Origin of the sequence: Streptomyces sp. AA1529, assembly GCF_000280905.1 — a bacterium.
GTDB lineage: Bacteria > Actinomycetota > Actinomycetes > Streptomycetales > Streptomycetaceae > Streptomyces.
The window spans coordinates 71,157-93,748 of the sequence record NZ_ALAP01000070.1; the positions used below are offsets into that span (position 1 = coordinate 71,157).

General features: G+C 74.0%; 17 protein-coding genes. 3 read left to right on the plus strand and 14 right to left on the minus strand.

Annotated features, from left to right (window positions below):
- Window positions 1-43: 43 nt before the first annotated feature.
- The 10 genes from A949_RS0119815 to A949_RS0119860 form a co-directional block, all read right to left on the minus strand.
- Window positions 44-466 (minus strand): cytidine deaminase, encoded by a 423-nt coding sequence (locus tag A949_RS0119815; RefSeq protein WP_019357767.1) that lies wholly within the window; start codon window positions 464-466, stop codon window positions 44-46.
- Window positions 467-468: 2 nt separating this feature from the next.
- Complete coding sequence (locus A949_RS0119820; RefSeq protein ID WP_019357768.1) at window positions 469-1,761, minus strand: ABC transporter permease; 1,293 nt, start codon at window positions 1,759-1,761, stop codon at window positions 469-471.
- Window positions 1,758-2,894 carry an ABC transporter permease gene (locus tag A949_RS0119825; RefSeq protein WP_019357769.1) on the minus strand — a complete coding sequence of 379 codons (1,137 nt, stop codon included), beginning with the start codon at window positions 2,892-2,894 and terminating at the stop codon, window positions 1,758-1,760. Before A949_RS0119825 ends, A949_RS0119820 begins: the two co-directional genes overlap by 4 nt.
- Window positions 2,891-4,654: an ATP-binding cassette domain-containing protein gene (locus tag A949_RS0119830; RefSeq protein WP_019357770.1), complete on the minus strand. Its 1,764-nt coding sequence runs from the start codon at window positions 4,652-4,654 to the stop codon at window positions 2,891-2,893. The genes A949_RS0119825 and A949_RS0119830 overlap by 4 nt, the downstream gene beginning before the upstream one ends.
- A gap of 323 nt (window positions 4,655-4,977) precedes the next feature.
- Window positions 4,978-6,009: a BMP family lipoprotein gene (locus tag A949_RS0119835; protein WP_026004846.1), complete on the minus strand. Its 1,032-nt coding sequence runs from the start codon at window positions 6,007-6,009 to the stop codon at window positions 4,978-4,980.
- 509 nt (window positions 6,010-6,518) lie between these two features.
- Window positions 6,519-7,847 carry an amidohydrolase gene (locus A949_RS0119840; RefSeq protein ID WP_026004847.1) on the minus strand — a complete coding sequence of 443 codons (1,329 nt, stop codon included), beginning with the start codon at window positions 7,845-7,847 and terminating at the stop codon, window positions 6,519-6,521.
- Window positions 7,848-8,078: 231 nt separating this feature from the next.
- Window positions 8,079-9,296 carry a hypothetical protein gene (locus A949_RS0119845; protein ID WP_019357774.1) on the minus strand — a complete coding sequence of 406 codons (1,218 nt, stop codon included), beginning with the start codon at window positions 9,294-9,296 and terminating at the stop codon, window positions 8,079-8,081.
- A 266-nt stretch (window positions 9,297-9,562) separates the two neighbouring features.
- Window positions 9,563-10,549 carry an N-acetylneuraminate synthase family protein gene (locus A949_RS0119850; protein ID WP_051019564.1) on the minus strand — a complete coding sequence of 329 codons (987 nt, stop codon included), beginning with the start codon at window positions 10,547-10,549 and terminating at the stop codon, window positions 9,563-9,565.
- A gap of 212 nt (window positions 10,550-10,761) precedes the next feature.
- A complete protein-coding gene (locus tag A949_RS0119855; RefSeq protein ID WP_019357776.1) occupies window positions 10,762-12,042 on the minus strand; it encodes an acylneuraminate cytidylyltransferase in 1,281 nt (426 codons plus the stop codon).
- Window positions 12,043-12,278: 236 nt separating this feature from the next.
- The gene (locus tag A949_RS0119860; RefSeq protein WP_019357777.1) at window positions 12,279-13,754 is read right to left on the minus strand and encodes a DUF6716 putative glycosyltransferase; all 1,476 of its coding nucleotides are present in this window, start codon (window positions 13,752-13,754) and stop codon (window positions 12,279-12,281) included.
- A 274-nt stretch (window positions 13,755-14,028) separates the two neighbouring features.
- Between A949_RS0119860 and A949_RS0119865 the strand changes: the two genes are divergently transcribed.
- Both A949_RS0119865 and A949_RS0119870 read left to right on the plus strand, forming a co-directional pair.
- Window positions 14,029-15,075 carry a glycosyltransferase family 2 protein gene (locus A949_RS0119865; RefSeq protein ID WP_019357778.1) on the plus strand — a complete coding sequence of 349 codons (1,047 nt, stop codon included), beginning with the start codon at window positions 14,029-14,031 and terminating at the stop codon, window positions 15,073-15,075.
- Window positions 15,075-16,418 carry a polysialyltransferase family glycosyltransferase gene (locus A949_RS0119870; protein ID WP_019357779.1) on the plus strand — a complete coding sequence of 448 codons (1,344 nt, stop codon included), beginning with the start codon at window positions 15,075-15,077 and terminating at the stop codon, window positions 16,416-16,418. Before A949_RS0119865 ends, A949_RS0119870 begins: the two co-directional genes overlap by 1 nt.
- Window positions 16,419-16,520: 102 nt before the next feature.
- Here the strand turns inward: A949_RS0119870 and A949_RS0119875 are convergent, their stop codons facing one another.
- Window positions 16,521-16,892 (minus strand): VOC family protein, encoded by a 372-nt coding sequence (locus A949_RS0119875; protein ID WP_019357780.1) that lies wholly within the window; start codon window positions 16,890-16,892, stop codon window positions 16,521-16,523.
- Between the two features lie 262 nt (window positions 16,893-17,154).
- On the minus strand, window positions 17,155-18,642 hold the full coding sequence (locus tag A949_RS0119880) for an amidase (protein ID WP_078565480.1): 1,488 nt from the start codon (window positions 18,640-18,642) through the stop codon (window positions 17,155-17,157).
- Window positions 18,643-18,840: 198 nt separating this feature from the next.
- On the opposite strand from A949_RS0119880, the gene A949_RS0119885 reads away from it, so the two are divergent.
- On the plus strand, window positions 18,841-19,728 hold the full coding sequence (locus A949_RS0119885; RefSeq protein WP_037706943.1) for a L,D-transpeptidase family protein: 888 nt from the start codon (window positions 18,841-18,843) through the stop codon (window positions 19,726-19,728).
- A 328-nt stretch (window positions 19,729-20,056) separates the two neighbouring features.
- Here the strand turns inward: A949_RS0119885 and A949_RS35640 are convergent, their stop codons facing one another.
- Together A949_RS35640 and A949_RS0119895 are read right to left on the minus strand one after the other, a co-directional pair.
- Complete coding sequence (locus A949_RS35640; RefSeq protein WP_019357783.1) at window positions 20,057-21,436, minus strand: hypothetical protein; 1,380 nt, start codon at window positions 21,434-21,436, stop codon at window positions 20,057-20,059.
- Window positions 21,436-22,167 (minus strand): RNA polymerase sigma factor, encoded by a 732-nt coding sequence (locus A949_RS0119895; RefSeq protein ID WP_019357784.1) that lies wholly within the window; start codon window positions 22,165-22,167, stop codon window positions 21,436-21,438. Before A949_RS0119895 ends, A949_RS35640 begins: the two co-directional genes overlap by 1 nt.
- Window positions 22,168-22,592: the final 425 nt, after the last annotated feature.

Genomic DNA, 22,592 nt, shown 5'->3' on the forward strand with positions numbered 1-22,592 from the left:
TTCGTTCCGACGGCCGTTCCGGCGGCCCGCGCACGGGCCCGGCTCAGCGGGCCAGTTGTTCGGGGCCGAATGCGTCGGCGAGCAGTTCCGAGAGGGGACGTACCCCCGAGGGTGCCTCCACCAGGAGGCTGCCGCCGCCGTGTTCCCACAGCAGTTGGCGGCAGCGGCCGCAGGGGGCGACGACGTTCCCGTCGTCGCCGCCCACACAGGTGAAGGCGAGGAGCCGGCCGCCGCCGGTGGCGCACAGGTCGGAGACCAGTCCGCACTCGGCGCACAGTCCGATCCCGTAGGAGGCGTTCTCCACGTTGCAGCCGGTCACGGTGCGGCCGTCGTCCACCAGCGCCGCGGCGCCGACGGGGAAGCCGGAGTAGGGCGCGTAGGCCCGGGCCTTGGCGGCCCGGGCGCGGGCGCGCAGTTCCTGCCAGTCGATGTCGGTGCCGGGTGCGGTCGCGGCGGCCTCGTGCACGGCTATGTTCCCTCGCCTCGTCGGTACGACTTGCCGATCGCGCGTGGCGCACGGAGGCGTTGGGCCGCGAGGGAGAGCACCAGCAGCGTCGTGACGTACGGCGTCATCTCGACGAACTCCAGCGCCACGGTGTCGGTCAGCGCGTACCACAGCACGAGCAGCACGGCGATAACGAGGCTGACGGCGGCCTGGATACGGGCGCCCCGCAGGCCGGTGCGCAGCTTCCAGACGGCGAGTCCCACCAGCAGCACGGCCATCAGGAGCAGCATGGCGTGCACGGTGGTGCCGCCGCCGACGACGCGCAGGGCGTCCATGAAGCCGAACAGCCCCGCGCCCATGGCGACGCCGCCGGGCCGCCAGTTGCCGAAGATCATGGTGGCGAGGCCGATGTAGCCTCGGCCGCCGGTCTGGTTCTCCTGGTAGATGTGCACGCCCACGGCGAGGAACGCGCCGCCGAGCCCGGCCAGCGCGCCGGAGATGGTGAGCGCCGCGTACTTGTAGAAGTAGACGTTCACCCCCAGCGACTCGGCCGCCACCGGGTTCTCGCCGCAGGAGCGCAGCCGCAGTCCGAACGAGGAGCGCCACAGGACGAAGAAGCTGCCGACGAAGAGCAGCGCGGTGAGGACCGTGAGCCAGGAGACGTCGTCGACCAGGGCGCGCAGGATGCCCGCCAGGTCGGAGACGAGGAACCAGTGGTGCTTCTCGATGCTGCCCAGTCCGTCGGCGAGGCCGGGTACGGAGAAGGTGGACATGCTGTCCATCGGCGGCGACTGCTTGTCGTTGCCCCCGGCCTGGGCCGCGGCACTGCCGGTGGCACCGAACCACAGCTTGGCCAGGTAGCGGACCAGGCCCAGCGCGAGGATGTTGAGGGCGACACCGGAGACGATGTGGTCGACGCCGAAGGTGACGGTGGCCAGCGCGTGCAGCAGCCCGCCCAGCGCGCCGCCGATGATCCCGGCGAGGACGGCGGCCCACGGGCCGTACTGCCAGCCCATCCACCCGGCCGCGAAGGTGCCGAGCATCATCATGCCTTCGAGGCCGATGTTGATGACGCCGGCGCGTTCGGCCCACAGCCCGCCGAGACCGGCCAGTCCGATGGGGACGGCGGCGCCGAGCGCGGAGGAGAACTGCTGGCTGTTGCTGAGCTGGACGTCGCCGGTGATGACGCGGACGAGCGAGAGCAGCAGCAGCCCGCCGGCGACGAGCAGCAGGACGACCGGGTAGGAGAGCTTGCGCTTGGCGCGCGGGGGTGCGGACGCCGGGGCTTTCTTCGGCGCGGACGTGGTGGTGCTCATGCGGTGGTCCCCGCCTTCTCTGCCTGGGTGCTCTCCGTACTCGGGGCGTTCTGGGCGCTCAGCTCGGCACCCACCGCGCTCTGCTGCCTGCGCAGCACCACGCGCCGGACGATCTCGTAGGCGATCACGACGCACAGCACGATGACGCCCTGCATCACGCCGACGATCTCCTGCTCGTAACCCTCGAACTCCAGTTGGATGCCGGTGCGTTCGAGGAAGCCCCAGAGCAGTGCGGCCAGCGCCATGCCGATGGGGTGGTTGCGGCCCAGCAGGGCGATGGCGATGCCGGTGAAGCCGACGCCGGTGGGGAAGTCGGTGCCGTAGCTGAAGGACTTGTTCAGCAGCGTCGGCATACCCACCAGGCCCGCGACCGCGCCCGAGAGCAGCATGCTGGTGACGACCATCCGGCGGACGCTGACCCCGCTGGCGGCGGCCGCCGACTCGCTGCGGCCCACGGCGCGCAGGTCGAAGCCGAAGCGGGTGCGGCCGAGCACGAACCAGTACGCCAGTCCGATGACGGCGGCGATGAGCACCGTGCCGTAGATGGGGTCGGGGGTGGTCGGGAGGAGGAAGAACCGGCCCGACTCGGGGATGGTCGGGGTGTGGAAGAGGTTGCCGTCCTTCACACCCAGCTTGTTCTCGGAGAGGAAGTAGCCGATCAGCGAACCCGCGATGGAGTTCAGCATGATCGTGGTGATGACCTCGCTGACCCCGCGGGTGGTCTTGAGCACGCCCGCGATGCCCGCCCACAGCGCGCCGACCGCCATCGCGGTGATGATGATCACCGGGATCTGCAGCACACCGGGCAGCGCCAGCGCCCCGCCGACGACGGCGGCGAAGAACGCCGCCACCCGGTACTGCCCGTCCACACCGATGTTGAACAGGTTCATCCGGAAGCCGATGGCGACGGCGGCCGCCGACAGGTAGTACGGGATCGCCTTGTTGATGATCCAGACCTGGCTGTCGCTCTTGAAGCCGAAGTCGACCATCACGTAGAAGGCGTGGAAGGGGTCCTTGCCGGTCGCCATGATGACGGCGGAGGAGAGCGCGAACGCCGCGAGCAGGGCGAGCGCGGGCGCGGCCAGCGCCTGCAGCACGGCCTGGGCGCTGAATTTGTCCTTGAGGCGGCTCACTTGTCGCCTCCCCTCTCCGGGTCGGTCGACGAGTCGGTCTGCGCGGCGGTCCGCGGGGTGTCGGCCGCGGCGGTCCGCGGGGTGTCGGCGGAGTCCGCGCCGTCGGAGTCCCGCGCCCGGCCGTCCTCCGGCTGCTCGCCCGCGGTGTCCTCCTGGTGTTCCAGGTGGCCGGTGGCCGCGCCGGTCATCGCCGAGCCCAGCTCCTCCGGGGTGACCGTCGCCGGATCGGCGTCCGCCACCAGGCGGCCCCGGTACATCACCCGCAGGCAGTCCGAGAGGCCGATCAGCTCGTCCAGGTCGGCGGAGATCAGCAGGACGGCGAGGCCCTCGCGGCGGGCCGTGCGTATCTGGTCCCAGATCTGCGCCTGGGCGCCGACGTCCACGCCCCGGGTGGGGTGCGCGGCGATCAGCAGCTTGGGGTCGTGGCTCATCTCGCGGCCGACGATGAACTTCTGCTGGTTGCCGCCCGAGAGGCTGGCGGCGGTCACCTCGATACCGGGCGTACGCACGTCGTACTCGCCGACGATCCGCTCGGCGTCGGCCCGCGCCTGGCCCAGGGCCAGCAGCTGGGGCGCGCCCGGGATGCCGAACGCCGGCCCCTTGGAGTTGGGCTTCTCGGTGACGTGCCCGAGGATGCGGTTCTCCCACAGCGGCGCTTCCAGCAGCAGCCCGTGCCGGTGCCGGTCCTCGGGGATGTAGCCGATCCCGCTCTCCCGGCGGTGCCGGGTGGGGGCGTGCGAGATGTCCTGGCCGTCCAGGGTGATCAGCCCGTCGTCCGGGTCGCACATGCCCATGATGGCCTCGACCAGTTCGGCCTGGCCGTTGCCCTCCACGCCGGCGACGCCGAGCACCTCGCCCTTGTGGATGGTGAAGCCGATGCCGTCCAGCACGGTGCGGCGACCGCCGTCGGGGTCGGCGGCCGACAGGTGGAGCCCGTCCACGTGCAGCATCGGCGTGTCGGTGACGGTCGACTCGCGGGTCTCGGCCGACGGCAGTTCGCTGCCCACCATCAGCTCCGCGAGCTGCTTGGGCGTCGTCTCCTCCGGCCGCACGGACGCGACCGTCGTCCCGCGCCGGATGACCGTGATCGCGTCGGCCACGGACAGCACCTCGCCCAGCTTGTGCGAGATGAACAGCACGGTCAGGCCCTCGGCCTTGAGCTCGCGCAGGTTGGCGAAGAGCGCGTCGACCTCCTGCGGGACCAGGACGGCGGTCGGCTCGTCGAGGATGAGGATGCGGGCGCCGCGGTAGAGGGCCTTGAGGATCTCCACGCGCTGCCGGTCGGCCACGCCCAGGTCCTCGACGAGGACGTCGGGGCGGATGCCGAGCTGGTAGGCGTCCGACAGCTCCTTGATCTTCTTGCGGGCGCGGGAGCCGATGCCGTACAGCCGCTCGGCGCCCAGCACCGTGTTCTCCAGCACCGTGAGGTTGTCGGCCAGCATGAAGTGCTGGTGCACCATCCCGATCCCGCGGGCGATGGCGTCCGCCGGGCTGTGCAGGGCGACCTCGTCGCCGTCGATGCTGATGGTGCCCTCGTCCGGCCGCTGCATGCCGTAGAGGATCTTCATCAGGGTGGACTTGCCGGCGCCGTTCTCGCCCACGAGGGCGTGCACGGTGCCCCGGTCGACCCGGATGTCGATGTCGCGGTTGGCGACCACTCCCGGGAACCGCTTGGTGATGCCGCGCAGTTCGACGGCCGCCGCGGGCTCCTGACCCGCCTCGGACGGCTCGCCGCTGCTGCCGCTGGACTGGCTGGACACTTGACTGACGCGCTCCCTTGCTGGCGCTGGGGCCGGCCGATCCGCGGACCGGCGGCTACCGGCTCCGGGGCGCTGGCGCGCGCCGGGCCGGACGGCATGGTTCCGCCGTGCGGGCACGACGGCTCATGATGCGGGGACGAGTGCCGGGGGCACTGCGTGGGGACGAGCACCGGGGCACTGTCCACGGGGACGAGCACCGGGCACCGCGTCCGGGGACGGGCGCCCGGGGCACCGCCGGACGGGACGCCGCGACGAGGCGGACGGGGGCGGCACCGTACGCGCCGCGGCTGTGCCGGGCTGCGTACGGTGCCGCCTCCACCGGGTCACGGGCGGGTCGGAACCTTGACCTCGCCGGAGGTGATCTTCTCGGTGGCCTTGTCGATGTCGTCCTGGATGTCGTCGATGAAGCCACCGGAGGTGGCGACCGAGACGCCCTTCTCCTTGAGCGAGAAGGTCTGGTTGCCGGTGAGCGGCTTGCCGTCCTTGACGCTCTTGATCAGCTCGAAGACGGCCACGTCGACGTTCTTGACCGAGGAGGTCAGGATCGCGTCCTTGTACTTGCCCAGGCCCTTCTGCCGGTACTGGTCGGAGTCGACCCCGATGGCCCAGGCGCCCTTCTTCTTGCTGATCTCCTCGATGGAGCCGGCACCGGACTGGCCCGCCGCCGTGTAGATCACGTCATTGCCGCGGGAGAGCATGCCCTTGGCCATGTTCTTGGCCCGCGCGGGGTCGTTGAAGCCCTTGTCGGACTCCTTGTACAGGTAGTCGACCTCGACCTTGATCTTCGGGTCGGTGTCCTTGACGCCCTTGACGTAGCCCGCCTCGAACTTCTGGATCAGCGCGTTGTCCACGCCGCCGATGAAGGAGACCTTGTCCGTCTTGGTCTTCTTGGCAGCGGCCACGCCGACCAGGTAGGACGCCTCGTTCTCGGCGAAGGTCATCCCGACGACGTTCTTGGCGTGGGACTGCTCGTCCACCACGCCGAACGTGGTGTCGGGGAAGTCCTTGGCCACCTTGTTGACCGACTTGCCGTAGTTGAAGCCGACGCCGATGACCGGGTTGTAGCCGGCCTTCGCGAGCGAGGTGAGCCGCTGCTCGCGGGTCTCCTCCGTCTCGTTGTTGCCGGCGGTCATCTCCTTGGTCTTGACGCCGAGTTCCTTCTCGGCCTTGTCCGTGCCGCGGGCCGCCGCCTCGTTGAACGAGTGGTCGTCCCGACCGCCGACGTCGAAAGCGAGTCCGACGCCCTTGTTCTTCTTGCCACCCGACTCCGTAGAGCTCTCACCGCACGCGGTGGCCGTCAGTGCGAGAGCCGCGGTGGCCGTGACCGCCGCAGCCAGCTTTGTTACCCGACGCAACAGGGTCCCCTTCGAATCGTGGAGCACCGGTTCCGGCCCCGCAGTTCGGGTTCCGGCCCTTGAGACGGCCACAGATTAACGCGCGTAGATTTCCAGCAGAAGAAGACGGGAACCGCTGTTATCGGATCGTCGCGAACGGCGCCCTGATATGCACTTTTGACCCTTTTGTGGCGGTGCGGAATTTCCCCTGTCCCGGGGTAAGGGCGAAATGCACGGCGCCGAGCAGGACCACTGCCCGGGCCGCCGTGTCCCCGGCGGTGGCATGGATCACTGCCCTGGCCCTGCCGCCGGGCAGCGGGTGGGGCCGAGGTCGGCCGAGCGGCGCGGGTGGCGCGGGTCGGCCGAGCGGCAGGGTGGCGCGGGTGGCGCCGGTGGCCCGGGTGGCGCCGGTGGCGCGGGTGGCGCCGGAGTACGTCGGGGCCTCCGGCCCTCGGTTCGCCGGTCCGGGCGGCCGGGTCGCGGCCTCCGGGCGGGCGGGTCGCCGGCTCCGTACGGGCGGGCGGGCGGGACTACGAACGGTGCAGCAGCGCGGCGGCGGTGAACAGTTCGACGCCGGTGGTGATCGCGGACTCGTCCGCGTCGAAATCGCCCTGGTGCAGATCGCGACTGCGGCGGTCGCCGACCGGGCGCACCCCGAGCCGGGCCATCGCGCCGGGGACGTGCTCCAGGTACCAGGAGAAGTCCTCCCCGCCCAGGCTCTGCTCCGTCGTCTCCACGGACGCCGCGCCCGAGCGGGCCGCCATCGCCTCCCGCAGCAGCGCCGTCGCGGACGGTTCGTTGACCACCGGCGGCACCCCGCGCACATAGGTCAGCTCACACTTGGCCCGGTGCAGCGTCGCCACCTCGTCGACAGCCTCGTGCACCAGGTCCGGAGCCTCCCGCCAGGTCGGCAGATTCAGGCAGCGCAGCGTACCGGAGAGCTCCGCGCGCTGCGGGATCACATTCGGCGCATGCCCCGACTCGATCCGGCCCCAGGTCAGCGACAGGCCGGAACGGGCGTCCGCCCGCCGGGCCAGCAGCGCCGGCACCTCGGTGGCCAGCTTCGCCGCCGCCGTCACCAGGTCGGTGGTCAGATGCGGCCGCGCGGTGTGGCCGCCGGCACCGCTGAGCACCACCTCCAGCCGGTCGCAGGCCGAGGTGATCGGCCCGGCCCGCAGCCCGATCCGGCCCGCGTCGACCCGCGGGTCGCAGTGCACGGCCAGGATCGAACCGACACCGTCCAGCACCCCGCAGTCCACCGCGTCGGCGGCACCGCCGGGCAGCACCTCCTCGGCCGGCTGGAACAGCAGCCGCACCGGACGGGGCAGCGCACCCGCCTTGGCCAGCTCCGCCAGCACCAGGCCGGTGCCGAGCACGACGGTGGTGTGCACGTCGTGCCCGCAGGCGTGGGCCCGGCCGGGCACCGTCGAGCGGTAGGGCACCTCCTTGGTGTCCGGGATCGGCAGCGCGTCGATGTCCGCGCGCAGCGCCAGCATGGGCGGCGCCGCGTGGGCGGGGCCCGCCGCCTGCGGCACCGCGGCGGTCGCCGACTCCGCGGCCTGCCGGTCGGCGGCCTGCTGGTCGGCCCCTGGGCCGGGCTCGGGGTGGATGTCGCAGATCAGGCCGGTGCCCATGGCCAGCACCCGGGGGCGCAGTCCGGCACGCTCCAGGCGGGTCTTGATCGCCGTGGTCGTGCGGAACTCCTGATTGCCCAGCTCTGGGTGCATATGGAGATCGCGACGGAAGGCGATGAGCTCACGGCGGAGGGGATCGGTCAGCCGGCCGGGCAGCTCGGGAAGTACGCCGGCGGCCCCGCGTGCGTCTACCTCCGGTGCTGCAGGGGACAGGAGTTCGTTCATGGTCCGAAGAGTAGGCCCCTTGACACCGCAACTGACTAGAGATCCAGCAAAGTTCAACCTCTCAGGGGAAGAAAATCTAGGCTGGGCGGCGGTTATGTCCCTATGCGGTTGGGTATACCTGCGAAATTTTCCCGTGCCGCCTCCCGGTGGACCGGCGGGGGAAGATCAGCCGCGCGGGCCCGGGGGCGCGCGGCGGTGCCACCGCGGACTGCCCGACGGTGCCGCCGGGGCTCATACGCTCCGGCCCGGTGGAGCGGGCAGTGCCGAGGGCAGCCTGCGCACCCCCCGGGCCGTCCCCGTGACACCCGCGAGGAAGCCCTGGGCACGAGGCGAAGCGGTCCGGGTGAGCCAGGCCGGATCGACATCGCACACCGCCACGGTCACCGCCGTGCCCGCGAGCGCCAGCGGCAGCGTGTGGACGACGGTGGAGGGGAAACTCAGGATGGTCCTGCCGACGGGCCCGCGACGTGCGACCAGTTCGAGCGGCAGATCCGGGCGGACGATCTCCAACCCGGTGGCGGCCGTGACCTGCTGAAGCTTCTCGCTGCTCTCCCGGCGGTGGGCGAAGTACCGGGTGGCACCGTAGGCACGGGCCAGCGAGGCGACCGCCTCCAGATACCGCTCGGTGTCCACCACACCCGTCTCCACGAGCGAGGTGCCCACCAGATCGGCGCCCCGGGTCAGACGCGGCGGACCGAACCGGGCACGGGTCCAGGCGAACTCGTTCGCCGTCACGATCACATTCTCGGGCGGCTCCACCGGCATCGAGCTGAACACCTCGACCGGGCGGGAACCGTCCCGACGCGGGGTGAGGCGGCGCCGCGCCCGACGCGAGACCGGCGCGAACAGCAATCCGCGCACCCCTCCCCGCACACCGCGCCGATGCCACCGTACGAAGCGCTCCCCCCGCGCCAGCTGGGAGACGAACTCCATGGTGGCCGTACCGTCGTCCACCACCGTGATCCGCCGCGCGGCCCGCGCGGGCGTCAGAGCCAGCAGCAGCTGCACATAGCGCGAGAAGGGATCCCCGATCACCAGGGTCCGGGCCCTGCGCACCCGGCGGGCCAGCGCAAGCAGACTGCTGAGCGCGCCGCCCACGCCGTCCCTGGCCTCCTGCCAGCTCACCGTGAACCCCTCGTCGCGGGCCAGCTCGGCCATCCGGCGCAACTGGCCGCGAGTCATCGGATCATGCGGAGGCAGCACGACGAGAGCGAGCGGCCCCACGGCGCCGGGCGCCGGATGATTGTGCGCCCACTCCAGCACGTTGAGGAGCTGGACGGGGCTCTCCACGAAAGCGAGAGCCCCGTCCCGCGTCCCGGGGGTGGCTCCGCCCCCGGGGTCGGCAGCGGCCCGGACCGCCGGACCCGGCCCCCGGCCGGACGCACGGTCCGGGGCGCGGTCGGCGGCCGAGCGGGCCGAGGCATGTGCTGCGGGGTCGGAGGGGCTCATCGCTCCTGATGCGGAGCGGCTACGGGACATGTGCGCATACGCTCCGTTCCGCTGTGCGGGGTCGGGGTGGTGATGCGGGGTCGGGGTGGTGATGCGGGGGTGCGGGTCCGCTGTGCTGTGCGGGCCGGGGGCGGGGCGGGGCTTGCGGCCCCGTCCGGGGCGGTCCCGGGCTCGGTTCCGGGGTCTGGGGCTGGGCCCGGGCTGGGGCCTGGGCCGGGGCTGGGGCCTGTACGGGCCGGTGCCCGTACAGGCGGCGCCCGTCCGCCTCAGACCGTGACCGGCTCGCGGGTCCCGGTCTCCTCCGCGGCCTCCGCACCCTCGGCCACGACACCCTTGACGCGGCGCAGCTTGCGCATCGGCGCCAGCTCGCTGTCGTACACCTTCTTCACGCCGTCGCCCAGGGACTCCTCGATGGTGCGGATGTCCCGCACCAGACGCTGGAGGCCCTGCGGCTCCACGGAAGCCGCCTGGTCGGAGCCCCACATGGCGCGGTCGAGGGTGATGTGCCGCTCGACGAAGACGGCACCGAGGGCGACCGCCGCCAGAGTGGTCTGCAGACCCGTCTCGTGGCCGCTGTAGCCGATCGGGACGTTCGGGTAGGCGTCCTGCAGGCTGTGGATCACCCGCAGGTTCAGCTCCTCGGCCTTGGCCGGGTAGGTGGAGGTCGCGTGGCAGAGCACGATGTTCTCGCTGCCCAGCACCTCCACCGCGTGCCGGATCTGCTGCGGCGTGGACATGCCGGTGGAGAGGATGACGGTCCGCCCGGTGGCGCGCAGCGCGCGCAGCAGGTCGTCGTCGGTGAGGGAGGCCGACGCCACCTTGTGCGCCGGTACGTCGAACTTCTCCAGGAAGGCGACGGCCTCCTCGTCCCACGGAGAAGCGAACCAGTCGATGCCACGCTCGGCGCAGTGCTCGCTGATGGCGCGGTAGTCGTCCTCGCCGAACTCGACCCGGTGCCGGTAGTCGATGTACGTCATGCGGCCCCACGGAGTGTCCCGCTCCAGGTCCCACTGGTCACGCGGGGTGCAGATCTCCGGAGTCCGCTTCTGGAACTTGACCGCGTCGCAGCCCGCCTCCGCGGCGGCGTCGATGAGGGCGAAGGCGTTGTCCAGGTCGCCGTTGTGGTTGATGCCGATCTCACCGGTGACGTAGACGGGGTGGCCGGGACCCACCGTCCGGGTGCCGAGGGTGCGGATGCGGGAGGCGCCGTGGAGGTCGCGGCGGGCGTCGGTGTGCTGGGCGTTGCTGGTCATGTTCACCATTTCCGGGAGTTTCTTTCTCTGGTGTGTGCAAAAGGTCGTCAGGCGCTGCACGGGATGCCGGGAGCGCCGGTCCGGGTAGGGTTTGCGCTGGTCAGGAGGCGGCGGGTGGGGGGCGTCGGGGCTCCGGCGGGCTTCCTTTGTGGGTGGGCCCAACCAAGGCGGCGAGCCTGCGCCCAACCCCCACCCCCCTCACGGCCCGGCCCTCACAGCTCGGCCCCCACCAACCACCCCGCGATCTCGCGGACCGCTCCCGCTCCCCCGCCGCGGGTGGTGACGGCACGGGCGGCGGCCCGCACCACGTCGTGGGCGTCCGCGACGGCGACGGGCCATCCGGCGAGCGCGAAGCACGGCAGGTCGTTCGCGTCGTTGCCCGCGTACAGCACGCGCTCGGGCGCGATCCCCCGCTCCTCGCACCACTGCTTGAGCGCCAGGTCCTTGCGGTCGATGCCGTGCAGCACCGGCAGCCGCAGCTTGGCGGCGCGGGCCGCGACGACCGGGTTGGTCTCGGTGGAGAGGATCAGCACCTCCAGGCCGGCGCGGCGCAGCGCGGCGATGCCGAGCCCGTCTCCGCGATGGACGGCGACGGTCTCCCTGCCCTCGGCGTCGATGTGGACGCGGTCGTCGGTCTGTGTGCCGTCGAAGTCCAGTACGACGGCGTCCACGTCCTCCCGGGTCGGCAGCGCGCCCGCGCCGTCGCGGTGTGCGTCCAGCAGCGGCGCCAGCAGGCGGGCCCGGGCGAGGTCGTGCGGGTCGTCGACCTCCAGGACGCGGGCCGGGTCGGTGCGGACGACGGCCGTCCGCCCGAAGAACCGGTGGCCGGACTCGCGGAACCCCATGGCGTCCATGGCGTAGGCGGCGCCGGTCTCCAGCAGGTCCTCGGGCCGGTCCTGGCGCCGGGGGCGTACAGCCCGGTCGTGGTTGACGCCGTACGCGCCGCCGTCGGCGCCGGAAGTCCCCGCCGCACCGGAGGCAGCACCGGGGGCGTCGCCGGAGAGGCCCGCCGGGGCGTCACCGGACCCTGCCGCCGGGGTGGCGCCGTCGCGCCAGACGAATCCGTGGAACGGCGCCACGGTCAGGGCGCTGTCCGCGCCGTCCTCGATGACGGCCGCGGCCACCTGCTCGACGTCCTCCCGCACCAGGAAGGGGCTGGTGCACTGCACGAGCAGCACGGTCTGCAGCGGTCGCCGGTGCCGCTCCTCGTAGACGTCCATGGCGTGCAGGACGGCCGTCTCGCTGCTGGCCAGGTCGCCGGCCAGGTCGGCGGGCCGGTCGACGACCTCGGCTCCGGCGGAGCGGGCCGCCTCGGCGATGGCGGGGTCGTCGGTGGAGACGACGACGTCGGTGACGTTCCGCGCGGCCAGGCACTCGCGGGCCGCGCGGGCGACGAGCGGAACGCCCGCGACCGGTGCGAGGTTCTTGGCGGCCACGCCCTTCGACCCGCCCCGGGCGGGTATCACCGCGAGCACGGCGGGGGCTGGGGACATGTTGGCTCCTGGATGAGGCGAGGATGCGGACGGGGCGGCGCCACCGGGCGCAGGCGGCGACGTGGACGGCGCGGACGGCACGGACGGCGCGGACGGCGCGGACGGCGCGGACGGCGCGGACGGCGACGAAGAGTGCGGCGCAGCCGGCGGCACGGGACCACCGGACGACGGCACGGGAGTACCGGACGGCGGCACGGAACGGGCACCGGACGGGGTGGCGTCACGGGGCGGCTCGGTCACAGTTCGCCCGCCTTCCGGATCAACGGGGCGACCCGCTGGACCCCGTGCCGGTAGGCGCCCCGGGCCGCTTCGCGGACGACGCGCCGGACGGCACCGCGACCGGCGGCGCCGAGGCCGTCGGCGGCCTCGGTGGAGCTTCGGGCGCCCGGTGATCCGTCCTGTTCGAGCCCGTAGCGCCGCAGGATGCCGGGCAGATAGCCGGGTGCGGTGCGGACGGTGTAGTACGGCGCGAGCGGCGGCAGCCCGCCGCTCGCGGCGCGGCCGACCAGGCGGGTGACCCGGTCGCGGGCCGCGGCGAAGCCGTCGCCGCCGCGCACCCCCTGCCGCAGCACCCATTTCTCGTCGGCTTCCGGGAGCAGTCCGTCGTCGAGTTCGTCCCAGGAGGCCAGGCAGCCGGAGCCGGTGAAGTAGTGGTTGCCCAGGGCTTCGCGGACGCCGAGGTCGGTGAGGACGGCCGTGGGTACACCGCGGTGCAGGGATTCGAGCGCGGCGGTCGAGCTGACCGTCACCAGCAGGCCGCCGGTGTGCCGCGCCCGGTCCAGGATCTCTCCCATGTGCCCGTAGACGAGGCGGCAGTTGGGCGGCAGTCCGCCGTTCGCGCCGTCGCGTCCGCCGGGCAGCTTGCGGACGAGCTTCTGGTAGGGAAGCTCCTCGATGTGCGTGGTGTGCTCACCGGGCTTGCTGCGCAGTTTGATCAGGACTTCGCGTTCGGGGTGGCGCAGCGCGTGCTGCACGGCCCGGCGCAGCAGGTAGGCGCGGTCGGCGCGGCCGGCCGGGACGGAGGGCTGCACGGCGAAGACCACGGTGAACGGCCCGTCGCCGGTCTCGGCCGGGGCGGGTGCCGCCGTCCCCTCCAGGAACGGCAGGGCGCACTCGGCCACGCTTCCGGCGTCGGCGCCCACGCCCTCGTACACCGCGCGGAACCGGTCCGCGTCGAAGGGCGAGTTGGCGAGGACGAGGTCGGCACCGTGCCGCAGCAGCAGTCCGTCGGTGAGCTTCTCGTAGACGACGCCGACGTAACCGGTGACGACCACGGGGCGGGCGGACAGCTCGCCGTCCGGTCCGCTTCCCACCGCGGCTCCGGCAGCGGACTCCCCGCAGGCGGCTCCGGCGGCAGCGGCCCCCCGGGAAGCGGCCCCCTCGGAAGCGGCTCCGCCGGAGGCGGCCGCCCCGGAAGCGACTCCGTCGGCCGCGGCCCGCCGCAGCCCGTGCAGCATGGCCTGCACGGCGCCGCCGACGCACGCGAGGACGACCATGTCGTAGGCGCCGGGCGCGGTGGCGGCGCGGAGGAATTCGGCGGTCGTGACCTCACGGAGGGAGTCGACGGCGACGCCGACCTCGGCGAGCTGGCGCGGCGTGGGTGTGGCACGGCCGCGCAGCAGCAGCCCGTCGACGGCGGCATCGGGGGCCAGCCTGCGGGCCGTCAGGACACCCCATTTCCACCGGGTGTCGGAATCCGCGAGGACGACCACCCGGCGGGGCGCCGACCGCTCGCCGGGGGCGGTTCCGGTCGGCGCGGCCGGGGTGTTCGGTGCGGAGGGGATTTCTCGTGAGGGCACGTCCCCGACGCTAGGAAGGGATTCCGGAAGGCGGCCCAACGCGGCGGCAACAGCCGGTTAACAGCACACCGACGAATACCCAACGCGGCGGCGGGAAAGGCCCGTTCACCATCCGGCCACGCGCCGTTCACCCACGGGTCCGCCGCAGGTCAAGACGGGGCGGGACGTGAACCCTAGGGTCCTTCGGGTGGTCAAGCTCTCCGTCATCGTGCCGTTCTACAACGTGCAGTCATACGCCCCGGAAACGCTCCGGAGTCTCCGGGCGAACGCCCGCCGGGATTTCGAGTTCGTTCTGGTCGACGACGCCTCCCGGGACGGGACGCCGGACATTCTGGAGCGGGCCGAAAGCGATCTCCGGGGCGTGGCGCAGGTGGTCCGGGTCCGGCACGTGCGCAACGCCGGTCTGGCGACGGCCCGCAATTCGGGGCTGGACCGAGCGAGCGGCGAGTTCGTCACGTTCCTGGACGGGGACGACTGGCTGGCGCCCGGCCACTATCCGCGGCTGGTGGCCAGCATCGAGCGGCTGGGCTGCGACTTCGTGCGCACCGACCACGTCCGGTGCACGGGGCGCTCGCGCACCCTGGCCCGGGTGCCGCACGGGCGGCGGGGGGTGGTGGAGGACCCGCGTGCGGCGATCCTGCCCGCGACCCGCAGCACCTCCGTGGACTACGCGTACGCCTGGGCGGGGATCTACCACCGCAGGCTGCTGGACGCGGGGCTGCTGCACTTCACCGACGGGCTGCGCACCGCCGAGGACCGGCCCTGGATCTGGCGGCTGCACCGCGAGGCGCGCTCGTTCGCCGCGGTCGGGCTGCTGGGCGTCTTCTACCGGCGCGGGGTCGCCTCCTCGCTGACCCGGATCGGAGACGTGCGGCAGCTCGACTTCCTCCGCGCCTTCGACCAGGTGGTCGAGGAGACCGCGCGGGACCGGGACGCCGAGCTGCTGCTGCCCAAGGCGGTGCGCACCTATTGCGCGCTCGTCTCGCACCATCTGACGAGCGACGCGTTCGAGCCCGCGGTGGCGCGCACGCTGCGGACGAAGAGCGCGGCGGCACTCAAGCGGCTGCCCGCCGGGCTGCTGTCGGACGCGCTGGACTCGATGGACAGCGAGCGGTCCGTCCGGTTGCGGCGGCTGCTCAGACGCCCGGCCCGCCCCGGACGCGCGGCGGGCGCTGCGGGCGCCGCTCCGGAGGCGGCCGATCCGGGCACGCACGACAAGGGAGGGGTGGCCTGATGCGGACACAGGTGTTCCTCGTCGGCACCCTGTACGGCGCCGCCGCTCTGGCGGCGGCTGTCGACGCGGGCTGCTTCGAACCGGCCGAGCAGCGGCTGCTGCTGGTCAGCAACAACGCCGCGACTCCCGAGACGGCGCCGCCGCTGGAGACCGCGCCGGGCTTCGCGCGGCTGCGCGACCGCTTCGACCGGGTGCTGTCGTGGAACGAGACGATCCGGCCGCTGCACCCTGCGGGCTGGTCGCCGCGCGCGGACGACGCCCCGCTGTGGGAGCGGTATCTGCGCCGGATGTGGGACCTGGGGGACGGCCCCGAGGACGAGGTCACGCTCGTGCTGGACACGCTTCGGGATGAGCCCGGGGCGGCGGTGGCGCAGCTGTTCGCGGACGCGCCGATCGAGGCGTTCGCGGGCGGGCTGGCGGGCTACGGTCCCACGGACGGCAAGCCGCTGGTGGGCACCCGGGTGCGCCGGCTGCTCCATCTGGACCTGGTGCCCGGTCTGGCGCCGCTGCTGCTGTCGGAGTTCGGCGTACGGGCCGAGCCCGTCCCGGCCGAGGCGTTCCGTGCGGTGGTGGCCGGGTTCGCGGAGGAGGCGCCGCCCGCGGTGGCCTGCGCGCCGCGGGGTGCGGCGGTGCTGTTGGGCCCGTCACCGTCCGCGCCGGAGCCGTCCTCCCCGGACGAGGCGGAGCGGCTCCAGGTGCGGATGCTGCGCGGGCTCGCGGCGCGCGGTCACCGCGAGGTGGTCCTCAAGCCGCATCCGGCCGGGCCGGCGGATCCGCCGCGTGCCGTGGAGAAGGAGGCGGGCGAGCTCGGTGTCGCGCTGACGGTGGTGGATCCGCGGGTGCCGGCGGAGGTGCTGTACGAGGGGATGCGCCCGGCCCTGGTGGTGGGCTGCTGTTCGACGGCGCTGCTGACGGCGTCGGCGCTCTACGGACTGCCCGTGACGCGGGCCGGTACCGGCCTGCTGCTGGAGCGGCTCGCGCCCTACGAGAGCGTCGAGCGGGTGCCGTTGACGCTGGTGGACGCCCTGCTGCCGGATCTGGAGGACGAGGAGGGTTCGCAGGACGGCTCCGTCCCGCTTCCGCGCGGCGAGCCGGCGGGGCTGGTCCGCGCTGTCGGGTTCTGCATGCAGCCGCGGGTGCTCCCGGGGCTGCGGCCGGAGGCGGAGCGCTTCCTGGCGGAGCGGTTGTCCCCGGCGACCCGCCGCTACTTCACGCGCCGCCGGCTGACGGCGCTGGCACTGCCCGGCGCGGTGCCCCGCCAGTTCGCTTTCGTCCCCCGCAACCGTGCGGTGCGCCGTGTCGCCCGCCGGGCGCGGGCGCTCAAACGCGCGGCCCTGGGCTGAGCCCGCCCGGCGGGGCAGGCGGCGGGGCAGGTGCGGCACCGGACGGGGGCTCACCCGCCCGCCCAGCACACCCGCACCGGGCCCCGCGACGGGCACAGCAGGTCAGGCCGTGGCGACGTAGGTGCCGAAGGACCACAGGTTGCCCTCCGGGTCCCTGGCGGCGTACTCGCGCGAGCCGTAGTCCTGGTCGGTGGGCGGCAGCACGATCTCCGCGCCCGCCTGCACCGCGCGGGCGTGGTGCGCGTCCGGATCCTGCACCGAGACATAGACCGCGCCGGGGCCCAGTCCCGCCATCAGACCGCTGTCGCGGGCGGTGCCGAGCATCACGAGGCCGTCCCCGAACCGCAGCTCGGCGTGGACCACCGAACCGTCGTCGCCCTCGTGCACGCGGACGGGTTCGAAGCCGAAAGCGGCCTGGAGGAAGTCGAGCGCGGCGCGGGGATCGCGGTAGGTGAGTGCGGGGTTGAGCGGCATGCCGGCCCTCCTCGTGCGTCGCGCGCCCCGCCGGACCTCCGGGGCCCCGCGGGCCCCCGGTGCGGCGCGCCTGGCGGGTACTGCTCCCACCCTGGCAGACACCTGCGGCATCGGCCTGCCGAGCACACCCGCCGTGCCGGAGAGAGCCCGGGGAGAGGGGCCCGGGGAGAGGGCCCGGGCGGAGGCCACGGCCCGGTGGGGAGGCGCACCCGGCGGGCGCCGCCGACGCCGCACAGGGCCGCTCACCACGCGCCGCGGACGCTCACACCGCCGGAGGGCGCCGTTCGTACCAGCGCTGGTCGGCCTCCAGCTGGGCCGCGAGGGAGACCAGCAGGGGTTCGCTGTCGGCGGGGCCCAGGAGCTGGGCGCCCAGCGGCAGCCGGTCCGGCTCGGTCACGGCGGCCGGGACGTTGACACCGGGCCAGCCGAGGACGTTCCACGGCCAGGCGTAGGGGCAGTGGGCGATCATCCGGCGGTCCGTCTGCCAGTTCGACAGCCGGGCCAGGTCGCCGATCCGGGGCGGCGGGGTGGCCGTCGTGGGGGCGAGGACGACGTCGTAGCGGCGGAAGATCCGGCCCACGTGGCGGCGCAGCGGCTCCTCGGCGGCGCGGGCCGCGCGCAGCAGCGGACCGCCCAGCAGCCGCCCGGTGCGGGCCGCGGCGCGGGTGCGCGGGTCCAGCAGCGCCGGGTCGGGGGTGCGCTGCGCCCAGGTGCGGATGCCCGCGGTGGCGCGGGGGAGGAACGTCAGCCCGATCGGACCGTAGTGCGGGTCGGCCTCCTCCACCTCGTGTCCGAGTACGGCGAGCCGTTCGGCCAGGGCGCGCACGGCGGTGTCGACACGGGGGTCCAGCCGCTTCGGGGTGGCGGTGAACGCCCACCGGGTGGAGAGCGCGATCCGCAGCCGCCCGGGGTCGCGGCCGGGCGCGCCGCGCACGTCCACGGGCGGCGGCCGGTGCAGATCGCCCTCCCGGTTCCCGGCGGCGGCGTCCAGCAGCAGCGCGGCGTCCTCGACGGTGCGCGCCAGCGGCCCGAGGACGGTGATGCCGTTGAACGCCTCGGGGTCCGGCCAGGTGGAGATGCGGCCCCGCTGGGGCTTGATACCGACCAGATGCGTCCAGGCGGCGGGGATCCGGATCGATCCGGCGCCGTCCGAGCCGAGTGCCGCGGGCACCAGGCCGGCGGCGACGGCCGCCGCCGCACCGCCCGAGGAACCGCCGGGTGTGTGTGCCGGGTTCCAGGGGTTGCGGGTGTCGCCGAAGGCGCGGCCCTCGGTGAACGGCCACTGCCCCAGTTCGGGGCTGTTGGTCTTGCCGACGACGACCGCTCCGGCGGCCCGCAGTCTGCGCACCGCCTCCGCGTCGGCGGTCTTGACCGGGAAGTCCCCGGCGCAGCCGAACGCGGTGGGCTCCCCGCACACGTCGGTGTCGTCCTTGACCGCGACGGGGACGCCCAGCAGCGGCCGGCCGCGGCCCTGTTCGCGGGCCCGGTCGGCGGCGTCGGCCTCGGCCAGCGCCGCCTCGGCACGTACCCGGCGGAAGGCGTTCAGCGTGGGCTGCGTGGCCTCGATCCGGGCGAGCGCCCGTTCGGTGAGCGCCCGGGAGGTGGTCTCCCCCGCTGCGAGGGCGGCGGCGGCACGGGCGAGTCCGGGCAGCGGCCCCGGCACGCCGTCACCGGTTCCGCGGGCGGGCCCGGGCTGCTGGGGCCGGGGCTGCGGCTGTTCGGCGGACCCCGTCCCGGTTCCTGTCGACATGGACACCTCGCGGGCTGCTCGTCGGTCGTCGGTCACGCCTGCGCCTACTGTCCCCGATCCGCACCCGGTTTTAAACCCGTCAGTAACAAAGCGGGCGCGGCATCCGCCGCGGCGATCGGCGACGGCGACGGCGGGTTCACGGGACGGCACGCTGGGCAGTGATGGACCCGTACACCTGTCGAACCTCCGGGGGTGGGGATGCGCGGGAGGGGAGCTACGGCCGTGCGCGGTGCCGCGGCCTCGGCCGCGGTGCTGCTGACGGTGGGCGCGCTCGCCGGATGCGAGGTCGAGGACGGGGCGAGCGGCCCGTCCGTGCGGATCTCCACGGCCCCGCAGAAGGCCGCGGGGAAGCCGCCGCCCGCACCGGCGCCCACGCGGACGGAGCACTCGGCACCGGCCCGGCCCGCGCAGCCCACCCGGCCGCAGCAGCCGAAGGCCGCGCGGCCGGCCGCACAGGCCGTACGGATGGCGCCCGGAGCGCGCGGTGCGCACGTACGCGAACTCCAGGCGCGGCTGCGGCAACTGGGCCACTTCGACCGCAATCCGACCGGCTACTACGGCCCGGTGACGGCCGCTTCGGTCTCCGCGTTCCAGCAGCGGCGCGGCATGGCCCGCACCGGCAAGGTCACCGACGCGGTGCTGAGTGCGCTGCGGGCCCGCACCCACGAGCCCACCCGCACCGAGTTGCACCCGCCCACCAGCCGGCCGCCGGCCGTTCCGGACCCGCGCTGCACCACGGGGCGCGCGCTGTGCATCAGCAAGACGAGCCGCACCGCCGTGTGGATGGTCGACGGCAAGGTGCGCACGGCGATGGACGTGCGGTTCGGCTCGGCCTACACGCCGACCCGCGAGGGCCAGTTCAAGGTCGACTTCAAGAGCCGGCACCACCACTCGACCCTCTACGACAGTCCGATGCCCTACGCGATGTTCTTCAGCCGGGGCCAGGCGGTGCACTACTCCTCCGACTTCGCCGCCCGCGGATATGCGGGCGCGTCCCACGGGTGCGTGAACGTGCGGGACAAGAAGAAGATCGCGAAGGTCTTCGCGGAGATCCGCCCGGGCGACAAGGTCGTGGTCTACAAGTGACCGCGCCCAGCGCGGCGGAACACCCACCCGCGCAGCGGGCCGCCGCGCGAACGGCCGGGAAGAGGCGAGGGGATGAGGGGGCGCGGGCGGGACCGGGGGAACGTGTCCCGCCCGCGCCATCGCGCGAACCCAGAGGTACGGGGGGAACCTCGGGCTTACCGCGCCGCCGATGACCAGTCGGCTCACTCTCTTCAGCGCCGTGCCCGGCGAAAGTGTCACACCGTCGGCCGGGGGAAGCGTGTGGCGCCTGTCACTGCCGCGCCGGTACGGCTGAGGTCACCGCGAAGCCGGTACGGCTGAGGTCACTGCCGCGCCGGTGCGGCCCGAGTCACCGCCGCGAGGGTGCGGGCGTCGTCGCCGTCGTGCTCGGTGCGGGATCCGAGGGCTCGGACGGTACGCCGCCCCCGCTCGCACCGGAACCGCCGGTGTCCGCGCCGCCGGAACCGCCGGTGTCCCCACCGCCGTCGCCGCCGCCGGCGCTCTCCCCCGAGCCGCCGCCGGAGCCGGTGCTCTGCCCGCCGCCGCCACCGCCGGCGCTCTCTCCGCCGCCACCGCCGGAGCCGTCGCTCTCCCCGTGCCGGGCGCAGAACCTACGGACCACGGCCCGGCCGCCGGCGGCGCGTTCCAGCTTGCGGCGGTCGTCCGCCTCCAGCTTGTCCGCCGCGTACGCCCTGCACAGCGCCTCGGCGATGGCTTCCTTCCGGGAGCCGCCGTGGTGCCCGCCCGCACCGGGGAAGGTGCCGCCGGGCCTGTCCTTCCGCGGGCCGTTGCCGCCCAGGTCGCCGCCGGTACCGCCGTCGGCGAGGTCCCGGGAGGAGCCGTCCTGCCCGCTCCCCTTGCCGCCGTCGGCGCCCCCGCCGTCTCCGTTCTCGCCGCCACCGCCGCCGGGCCGGGTGGACCGGTCGCGGCCGCCGTGCCGCTCGCCCGCGCTGTCCCGGCCCGGCGAACCGGCGCCGCTCCCGCCGTCCCCCTCCGGGCTCTCGGAGCCGGAGCTGGCGGCCGGGGAAGCGCTGACGCCGGGTGCGTCGCCGCTCGAGAACGGGGTCGGCAGCACGCCCGCTCCGGCCGCGACCGCTACCCCGCCGAGGGCGCAGCCCGCCAGCGCGACGGCGAATCCGGCCCGCAGGGGCCGGCCCGTGAGGATGTGCCGGGTACGGCTGCGGGCACCGCCCAGCGCACCGCCGCCGCCGAGCGCGCCCGCGGAGGCGGCCGAGGAGGTGCCGCCGGAACGCGCGGCGAGCCGGGCGGCGCGGAAGGCGTCCAGCGCCGCGGCCTCGCCGGGGAGTTCGACCGGCGTGGTGCCGGGTGCGGCGGGAGGGGGAGCGCTGTGGGCGGCGGACAGTTCGTCCAGCGCTGCGGCGAGCCGGGCCGCCGTACGGCGGTCGGCCTCGCGGAACCAGTCGGGTGAGGGCACGTCGAGACGGCCCCCGGCTCTTCGGCCCGACCGTCCGGTGCCGGCAACGGGGTCCGCCTGCGCCGGGTCTCCGGCCGCGGGGTTCGTGTGCTCCTGGGCCGGGTCGGATTCCCGCCCTCCGGCGGGGGGTTCGTGCTCGGCGGACGAGCCGCCCCGCGGCTCGGCATCCCGCACCTCGGCGGCCGGCCCGGAACCGGAACCCGGTCTGCCGTCTTCACAGGCTTCGACCGGCAGGCCGCGCAGCAAGTGCTCCGCAGTCTCTTCGTCCAGCCAACTGTACCGGTCGTCCGCCATCACGTTTCCCTCAGCGTTCGGGTGGCTTTATGCGTCACACCGCGCGCCATGCCGCGTGTCCTGCCCTTCGCCATGCCACCGCCCGGCCTGGGGCCGGGCTCCGGCCCGCCGGGATCTCCGGCCGGGCCGTCGGCCACCGCCCCGCCCGCGCCGTCGACCGCGTCGCCGGAGGGCCCCAGGGCCCGCTCCTCCAGCAGTTCCGCCAGCTTGCGCAGTCCGCGGTGCGCGGCCGTCCGGACCGCACCCGAGCGCTTGCCCAGCACCTGCGCCGCGCTCTTGGCATCCAGCCCGACCACCACCCGCAGCACGACCGCCTCGGCCTGGTCGCGCGGGAGCTGCGATATGAGCGCCATCGTGCTGCTGGTCCCCAGCGCCTCCAGCGCCTCGTCCGCCGTGTCGGTACCCGCCGGAAGGACGGTCAGTTCGCTCTCGTCACCACCGACGGCGGGGCGGCGGCCGCGCATCCGCAGATGGTCCAGCCCCCGGTTGCGGGCGATCCGCGCCGCCCAGCCGCGGAACCGGTCCGCGTCGCCGTGGAAGCGGGGCAGGTCGCGGGCGATCTGCAGCCACGCCTCGGAGGCCACGTCCTCGGCGTCGGCGTCCGGCACCAGGGTGCGCACGTAGCCGAGCAGGCGCGGGTGCACCGAGCGGTAGACGGTGCGGAAGGCGGACTCGTCCCCCTCCTGCGCCGCTTGCACCGCAGCGGTCAGCTCCGCGTCGTCCCCCTGCACGCCCGTCTCTCGCCCCACTCCGCGAAGGTGTCTGTGCTGTGCGCCGTTGCCGGGAGTCAGCATCCCGGCCGCCGGATTTTCGCGTCCCGGCTGCCGGGTTCGGTCCACCCGGCGCGGCGCGAGCAGCACGCTAAGGCCAAGTGTGCACGCTCGTCCATGCCGAAGGGAGAGGCGGGGCGGCAGCGCGCTGTGCGTGAGGGGGAGGTAGCCCAACGTCAGCACCCGGCCCCCGCGGTGGGCATGGAACGACCCCCCGCGAACGGGTGCGGCGTGGCGCGTAACACATTGCGCGGCGTTGGCGCTGAGGAGAGTACGGGCAAGCCGCTGGCGTAGTGAGCCCGTGTCCGACGGCGGCCGGGGTCTCTCCTGTGGGGGGTGGCGACCCCGGTCGCCCTCGGCTTTCTCCGGCCCCCTCGCCCCGGTCG

Coding starts and splice junctions, on each gene's coding strand:
- A949_RS0119820 (WP_019357768.1), bottom strand. CDS start 1,761: ATGAGCACCACCACGTCCGCGCCGAAGAAAGCCCCGGCGTCCGCACCC.
- A949_RS0119840 (WP_026004847.1), bottom strand. CDS start 7,847: ATGAACGAACTCCTGTCCCCTGCAGCACCGGAGGTAGACGCACGCGGG.
- A949_RS0119845 (WP_019357774.1), bottom strand. CDS start 9,296: ATGAGCCCCTCCGACCCCGCAGCACATGCCTCGGCCCGCTCGGCCGCC.
- A949_RS0119850 (WP_051019564.1), bottom strand. CDS start 10,549: ATGACCAGCAACGCCCAGCACACCGACGCCCGCCGCGACCTCCACGGC.
- A949_RS0119855 (WP_019357776.1), bottom strand. CDS start 12,042: ATGTCCCCAGCCCCCGCCGTGCTCGCGGTGATACCCGCCCGGGGCGGG.
- A949_RS0119870 (WP_019357779.1), top strand. CDS start 15,075: ATGCGGACACAGGTGTTCCTCGTCGGCACCCTGTACGGCGCCGCCGCT.
- A949_RS0119875 (WP_019357780.1), bottom strand. CDS start 16,892: ATGCCGCTCAACCCCGCACTCACCTACCGCGATCCCCGCGCCGCGCTC.
- A949_RS0119880 (WP_078565480.1), bottom strand. CDS start 18,642: ATGTCGACAGGAACCGGGACGGGGTCCGCCGAACAGCCGCAGCCCCGG.
- A949_RS0119885 (WP_037706943.1), top strand. CDS start 18,841: ATGCGCGGGAGGGGAGCTACGGCCGTGCGCGGTGCCGCGGCCTCGGCC.
- A949_RS35640 (WP_019357783.1), bottom strand. CDS start 21,436: ATGGCGGACGACCGGTACAGTTGGCTGGACGAAGAGACTGCGGAGCAC.